This window comes from Micromonospora sp. M51 (assembly GCF_018070305.1).
Lineage (GTDB): Bacteria > Actinomycetota > Actinomycetes > Mycobacteriales > Micromonosporaceae > Micromonospora > Micromonospora parva.
The window spans coordinates 1-6205 of record NZ_JAGPXZ010000351.1; the positions used below are offsets into that span (position 1 = coordinate 1).

Genomic DNA, 6205 nt, shown 5'->3' on the forward strand with positions numbered 1-6205 from the left:
GACGGGTGACCTCGCGTCACCCGTCACCGCGCGCGTTCGGTCCTCACCGACTGTCTGCGGCGCCTTCGCGGTGCGGCGCGGCGACCAGGCGTACGGCATCGGCCACGGCCCGGAAGTCCTTCTTGAGAATCGCGCCGTGATTGCTGGCGACCTTCGCGCCGATCGTGATGTTCGGGTTGCGGGCGATCACCGCGTCGAGGCTGGCCCGGATCTTTTCCTGCTCGTCACCGCGACTGCCGAGGGACCTTCCCGAGGCGAGCACGTACCGCACCGGGACGGTGATGGCGTCCAGCACCGGGCCCAGCGCCCGCTCGCGGGAGAGTTCGCCCAGCTCGATGTTGCTGTTCGCCATCTGGTCGGCGTTCATCCGTGGGGTCAGGCCGGTCGGGCGCAGCAGGGGCATGAACAGGTTCATCCGGCGGAACAGCGTGCGGATCCGTTGCGCCGTGGCCTCGTCGAGCCAGTCGTGCGGGAACGCGCCGTCGACGAGGACCGCGCCCAGGGCGCGCTCCGGATTCCGGTGGGCCCAGTGCGCCCCGACGACCGCTCCGTAGGACCAGCCCACCAGTAGCACCCGGTCGACGTTCCGGGCCGAGAGCACGGCGTCGACGTCCCGGACGACTGCCTCGAAGGAGTAGTCCGCCGAACGCTTCGACTTCTTGCCGCGGGCCCGCTCGTCGTAGGTGATGTGGCGGAATCCGGTGCCGAGGTCGGCGATGACCCGCCGCCAGTAACCCTGGGTGGCGAACTGGCCGTTGAGGTAGACCACGGGGATGCCGGTGCCGCCGGTGTCGGTGACAGCAAGGGCCGTGTCGTCGACCGGCACCATGCCGGTCCACGTCGAACTGGTGTTAGGGATCGTCATGTCTGCACTCCTGGTCGCGTGGAAGGTCGGGTGGAAGGTCGGGTGCGACTCAGAGGCTGCGGGCGGTGATGTCGCCGTAAGAGGTGGTGGCGCGGATGTCGAGCGCGGTGGTGCCGTCGTTCTTGAGGCCGTTGCTGACGCGGCCGAAGCCGGTGCCGGCATCCAGGGCGGCCGAGACGCCGGTGGCGGCGACGACCGAGATGTCGCCGGACTGGGTACGGAGCACGACCGTGCCGTGCACGGCCTCGGCGATCCGGATGTCACCCCTCGCGGTGCTGATCTCGGCGGGGCCGTTGAGCCGGCCGACCTCGACGTCGCCGTCGATCGCGGTGAGGCGGACGCTCGCGGCTTCATCGATCTTGATCTGGCGGTACGCCCCTTCGAAGGCGACGTCCCCTAGACGCCCGACGCTACGGAGTTCGGCGCTGGCGGACGTGCCGTCGATGCGGGAGCCGGCGGGCATCTGAACGGTGACCTCCAGGGATCCGGACGGACCGAAGAGCGGGTTGCCCGGGTCCGCCGTCGTGATCCGCAGGACGCCGTCGGCATAGGCGACGGCGGTCTGCTCGGCGGCTCTGGCGTCGCGGCTCTTGGCGGGGTCAGCCGGACGGACCTCGACGGTGGTGTCGGCCCGGTGTGCGGCGATGAGCTGGATGCGTCCGGCGGGGATGTTCAGGATGGCGGAGATCGGGGCGGGGGTGTCGAACTTCTGCATGGCGCTCTCCCGTGCGTGGCCGTTGTTTCTGATATTTGAAACGCTACGTTGCTTTCCAAAATCCGGCAACGACTTCGTTGCGTAGGGCAGGCATTTTCGCAGCTAGACCGCACACAATCATTGCAATGGACGACGAGATAACGCAACGCCTGAACGCCGCGCCATTGCAATGAGAAGGGAGTGAACGCTACCGTGGGGGCAGCGAACGCCGTTGCCGGATCACCAAGGAGACAGCGATGCCCGGAGGCAGGCTCAGCCAGCAGGAACGCCAGCAAATCGCGTCCGGGCTGGCCGACAGCCTCCCCTACGCGGAGATCGCCCGGCGCCTCGACCGTCCCACCTCGACGATCACGCGTGAGGTGATGCGCAACGGTGGCCCCACCGCCTACCGCGCCGACCTGGCGCACCGGGCCACCGAACGTCGCGCGCACCGGCGCAGCCCGTCCTCGTCGCGGGGGGCCGAGTCGGCACCCCAACCGCACGGGCGGGACGCCCGGGCCGTCGCCGAATACGAGGAGACGTTCACCACGGTCCTCATGACCTCGGGTCTGAACCGGATGGCGGCCCGGGTGCTGACCTGTCTGTACACCACCGACTCGGGCAGCCTCACCGCGTCCGAGCTCGCCCGGCACCTCCAGGTGAGCCCAGCGTCCATCTCCAAGGCGATCGCCTTCCTGGAGAGCCAGAGCCTCGTCCGGCGGCACCGCGACGAACGCCGCCGCGACCTCTACGTCGTCGACGACGAGCTCTTCTACCAGGCGACGATCGCCAGCGCCCGGGCCAACGACCATCTCGTCGAGACCGCACGCCAGGGCGTCGCCGTCCTCGGTGCGCACACCCCCGCAGCAGCCAGGCTGGAGAACATCGCCCGCTTCCTCGACTTCATGAGCGAGAGCATCACCCGCGCCGCCGAACAGGCCCGCGAGGTCCTGCACACCAGACCGGCCACAGCCACGCCCCAGGATCAGAGCGGCCAGGCGGCGATCCGTTCGTAGCGCGGCGGGGTGCCGAGGTGGCTGCGCACGAGTAGCAGCTCGAGCACCGGCCATGGTGGACCTCGATATCCGTCCAGGCTGGCCCGGTCGGCCTCGACGTCCGCCGGGGGCATCCGGTCGCCGGGCCGGGCGACGGTCAGGTGCGGGCGGAACGGCTTCTCGTCGTGCGGTAGCCGGGCGTTCCGCAGCCGCGACCGGACCAACCCCGCCAGGTCGTGCAGCGCCTGCATGTCTCCCCGCAGGTCCACCCAGAGCACCGTGGACCGGCCCCGACCGAACCGGCCACCGCCACCGAGGCTCAACCGGGGTACGGCGTCGCGGCCGTCGCGGAACGACTCGGCGGCCAATCCGAGCGCGCTCTCCACCTCGACCAGCCGGTCGGACCCGACCTCGCCGAGGAACGCCAGGGTGAGGTGCAGATGGGCCGGATCGGCGAGCCGGACGTTGCTGCCGGCCGCAGCCGCCACGCCGACACGCAGCCGGGCAACCTGCGCGCCGAGGTGGTTGACCGCCTCGACGGACGGGTGGACCGCGACGAAGAGCCGCAACCGCCGCGTCTCTCAGTGGTGCCGTTGCCGGTGCCCGGCCCGGGCCGCCGGCAGGGTCAGCCCGGCGGCGTGCAGCACGCCCTCGACCCGGACCCGCTCGATCTCCTGGTCGACGCCCTCCAGCTCGGCGAGGTGTTCGGCGACGCCGAGGGCACGACAGGCGCGGCGAAGCCGGTCGTCGTACGCCTGCAGCAGCGCGCTGTGCCAGACCATCGACCGGCCCGCGCCACCGATCCGCTGACCGCCGAGCCGGCGCAGGTCGGCGGCGAGCTGCTCCAGCGGCCGGCGGTCATCGCTGTCGAACTCGCTGAGGTCGATGTCCCGGGTCAGCGCGTCGGCCTCGACGGCCCGGTCGAGGCGGGCGATGGTGCGTTTCTCCCGTCGGCGCTCACGCCACTCGGACCAGCCGCAGACCACCCGGTCGACGATCTCGTCGTAACAGAAGAGCAGGGCGAATGCCGCCGGCAAGGTGGCCACGGCGAGGAACGCCAGGGCCAGCATCAGCGCGCGTCCGACACCCACGTATCGACGCTAAGCCCCGACGTGCCACCCCGCCAGCGATTTGGCCGCATCCGCGCGATCCGCGCAACCGGACGCGGCCCGCCCAGCTCGGGCGCGCGGTAAACCTCAGCAGTCGGTGGAGGTGACGTAGAAGCGGGGCATCGGCAGCACCCGGAAGCGCAGCCGGGCACCGGAGTGGCGCAGCTGCCAGGTGAGGGCGACCAGCGCGGCGGCCAGCGAGATGAGCCCGCCCATCCAGATGCTGGCACCGGCACCGAAGTGCTCAGCGACCCAGCCGATCAGCGGCGCGCCGACCGGGTTGGTCCCCAGGAACACCAGCACCCACAGGGCCATCACCCGACCCCGGAAGGCCGCGTCCACACCCAACTGGACCCGCTGGTTGGCGGCCTGGGCGAAGAAGACCATGAAGAAGCCGGTCGGCACCAGCAGCGCCACGACCAGCCAGTACGTCCCGGCGAAGCCGACCAGGGTGCCGAAGCTGGCGCAGGCGACCGCCGCACCCAGCACCAGCCAGACCGACGGGCGGCTGCGCCGGCCGGTGCCGCTGAGCGCGCCACCGAGCGCGCCGACGGCCAGGGCGGTGCTGAACAGGCCGAAGGACGCGGCCCCGGTGTGGAATACCGTCTTGGCCAGCGCGGCCAGGGTGAGCTGGAAGTTGAACAGCGACATGCCGATCACCGACATGACCGCCATCGGCAGCAGCAGGTCGGGCCGGCGCCAGACGTACCGCAGCCCGTCGATCACCTTCGCGGACGCCCGCTCGTCGCGCGGCAGCAGGGCGTCGCGGTGCAGTTCGGCGGTCCGCATCCGGACCACGTTGACCAGCGGCGCGACCGAGCTGAGGGCGGTGAAGAGGAAGACCGGGCCCACGTCGAACGCGGCGATGGCCAGGCCGGCGACGGCCGGGCCGACGATCCGGGCCGAGTTGAACACGGCGGCGTTGAGTGACAGCGCGTTGGGCAGCAGGGGCGTGCCGACCAGTTCGGAGACGAACGCCTGGCGGACCGGGGTCTCCACGGCGTTGGCGGTGCCGAGCAGCGCGGCGAACGCGAAGACGTGCCAGAGCTGCACCAGGTCGGTGAGGACCAGCACTGACATGCCGAGGGCCAGCACGGTCCAGAAGGCGTTCGCGGCGAAGAGCAAGACCCGCTTGTCGTACCGGTCGGCGAGCCGGCCGGAGAAGAGCGTGAGCAGCAGCACCGGGGTGAACTGACACGCGGTGACCACGCCGAGCGCGGTCGCCGAGTTGTCGGACAGATCGAGGACGAGCCAGTCCTGGGCGATGAACATCATCCAGACGCCGATCAGCTTGATCAGCTGCCCGGATGCGAAGAGGCGGTAGTTGCGGACCTGTAGGGACTGGAACATCGTGCTCAGCTTCGCCTGCACTCTTGGTGCGCCTCCTCGGACGTACGCGTCATCGACAGGTGACGGCACGGACCCGGTGGCGCGGGTGCGGCTTAGGCGCGAGCGAGCTGCTGAAGAATCTCGGCGGCCCTCTGCAGGGTCTCCCGTTCGTCCTCGTCGAGTGCGGCCAGCCGGTGGGCCAACCACTCGTCGCGGGCCCGCTCGAACTGGTCGAGCACGGCCTGCGCCCCTTCGGTCGCCGCGAGAATGACCTGCCGTCCGTCGGTCGGATGGGGTGTCCGCTGCACGAGGCCGCGGTCCTCCAACTTCCCGACGATCTTGGTCATCGTCGGCGGCTGCACCCGCTCCACGTCGGCCAGCTCCCGGGGTGTCATCGTGCCCGCCAGCCGCAGGCTGGTGAGCGCGGAGACCTGGGTGACCGTGAGGTCGCCGACCGGCCGGGCCTGTCGGACCCGCCGGTTGAGTCGGGTGATCGCATCACGCAGCTGGGGAGCCAGCTGCGCCGGTGGCACGCGTTTCGCCGTCACCGTCCGCTCCGTCACAGTAGTTAGCTTAACTAATGAGCATGGCTAACGACATCCGTTATGACCAGGCTCACGAGGGGATTCAGATGGTACGGGCGGGGAATCCTGATCGACTCCCCGCCCGGACGCAGCTCGGCTCAGAGCACCAGGGACTCGATCGGCCCCCGCAGGAAGTACAGCACGAAGAGCGCGGCCACCCCGTACAGCAACGGGTGGATCTCCCGGGCCTTACCCCGCGCCAACTTGACCACGACGAAGGTGATCAGACCAGCGCCGATCCCGTTGGAGATCGAGTAGGTGAACGGCATCAGCACGATGGTGAGGAACGCCGGAATGGCGATCTCGTAGTCGGACCAGTCGATCGTCCGCACCGCGGTCATCATCAAGAAACCGACCACCACCAGGGCCGTCGACGCCGCCTCGAACGGCACGATCACGACCAGCGGCGCCAGGAACATCGCGAGCAGGAAGAGCGCGCCGGTGACCAGGTTGGCCACGCCGGTCCGCGCACCCTCCGCGACACCGGCGGCACTCTCGATGTACGACGTGTTGCTGGAGGTGCTGGCCGCACCGCCGGCCGCCGCGGCGATCGAGTCGACAAGCAGGATCTCCTTGGCCTTCGGCGGAGTGCCCTGCTCGTCGAGCAGACCACCCTCCTGGCCAACCGC

Annotated in this window: 7 protein-coding genes and 2 pseudogenes; 2 read left to right on the forward strand and 7 right to left on the reverse strand. The window is 70.1% G+C overall.

Features of this window, described 5'->3' with window-relative positions; genetic code table 11:
• Window positions 1-43: 43 nt before the first annotated feature.
• Window positions 44-865 (reverse strand): alpha/beta fold hydrolase, encoded by an 822-nt coding sequence (locus tag KBX53_RS19000; RefSeq protein WP_210860754.1) that lies wholly within the window; start codon window positions 863-865, stop codon window positions 44-46.
• A 49-nt stretch (window positions 866-914) separates the two neighbouring features.
• Window positions 915-1580, reverse strand: coding sequence for a DUF4097 family beta strand repeat-containing protein (locus KBX53_RS19005; protein WP_210860756.1), 666 nt, complete (start codon window positions 1578-1580; stop codon window positions 915-917).
• A 236-nt stretch (window positions 1581-1816) separates the two neighbouring features.
• On the opposite strand from KBX53_RS19005, the pseudogene KBX53_RS36870 reads away from it, so the two are divergent.
• Both KBX53_RS36870 and KBX53_RS36435 read left to right on the forward strand, forming a co-directional pair.
• Window positions 1817-2014: pseudogene (locus KBX53_RS36870) on the forward strand (helix-turn-helix domain-containing protein); the annotation flags it as partial.
• A gap of 120 nt (window positions 2015-2134) precedes the next feature.
• Window positions 2135-2575: pseudogene (locus tag KBX53_RS36435) on the forward strand (MarR family transcriptional regulator); the annotation flags it as partial.
• Here the strand turns inward: KBX53_RS36435 and thpR are convergent.
• From thpR to KBX53_RS19035, 5 genes are all read right to left on the reverse strand, one after another.
• Window positions 2545-3123, reverse strand: a complete 579-nt coding sequence (gene thpR / locus KBX53_RS19015) for an RNA 2',3'-cyclic phosphodiesterase (protein WP_030329632.1) — start codon at window positions 3121-3123, stop codon at window positions 2545-2547. The pseudogene KBX53_RS36435 and the gene thpR sit on opposite strands and share 31 nt — an antisense overlap.
• A 12-nt stretch (window positions 3124-3135) precedes the next feature.
• Entirely contained in the window at window positions 3136-3645 is a 510-nt protein-coding gene (locus KBX53_RS19020; protein ID WP_210860760.1) for a hypothetical protein, read from the reverse strand.
• Window positions 3646-3750: 105 nt separating this feature from the next.
• Window positions 3751-5034 (reverse strand): MFS transporter, encoded by a 1284-nt coding sequence (locus tag KBX53_RS19025; RefSeq protein WP_210860762.1) that lies wholly within the window; start codon window positions 5032-5034, stop codon window positions 3751-3753.
• A 71-nt stretch (window positions 5035-5105) separates the two neighbouring features.
• Window positions 5106-5555 (reverse strand): MarR family winged helix-turn-helix transcriptional regulator, encoded by a 450-nt coding sequence (locus tag KBX53_RS19030; RefSeq protein ID WP_210860764.1) that lies wholly within the window; start codon window positions 5553-5555, stop codon window positions 5106-5108.
• A 119-nt stretch (window positions 5556-5674) separates the two neighbouring features.
• Window positions 5675-6205, reverse strand: a 531-nt coding sequence (locus tag KBX53_RS19035) for an NCS2 family permease (protein ID WP_210860765.1), incomplete at its 5' end; no start/stop codon positions are given.

What these genes read in the sequence shown, in the direction of transcription:
- KBX53_RS19000 (WP_210860754.1), bottom strand. Translation starts at nt 865, where the DNA reads ATGACGATCCCTAACACCAGTTCGACGTGGACCGGCATGGTGCCGGTC.
- KBX53_RS19005 (WP_210860756.1), bottom strand. Translation starts at nt 1,580, where the DNA reads ATGCAGAAGTTCGACACCCCCGCCCCGATCTCCGCCATCCTGAACATC.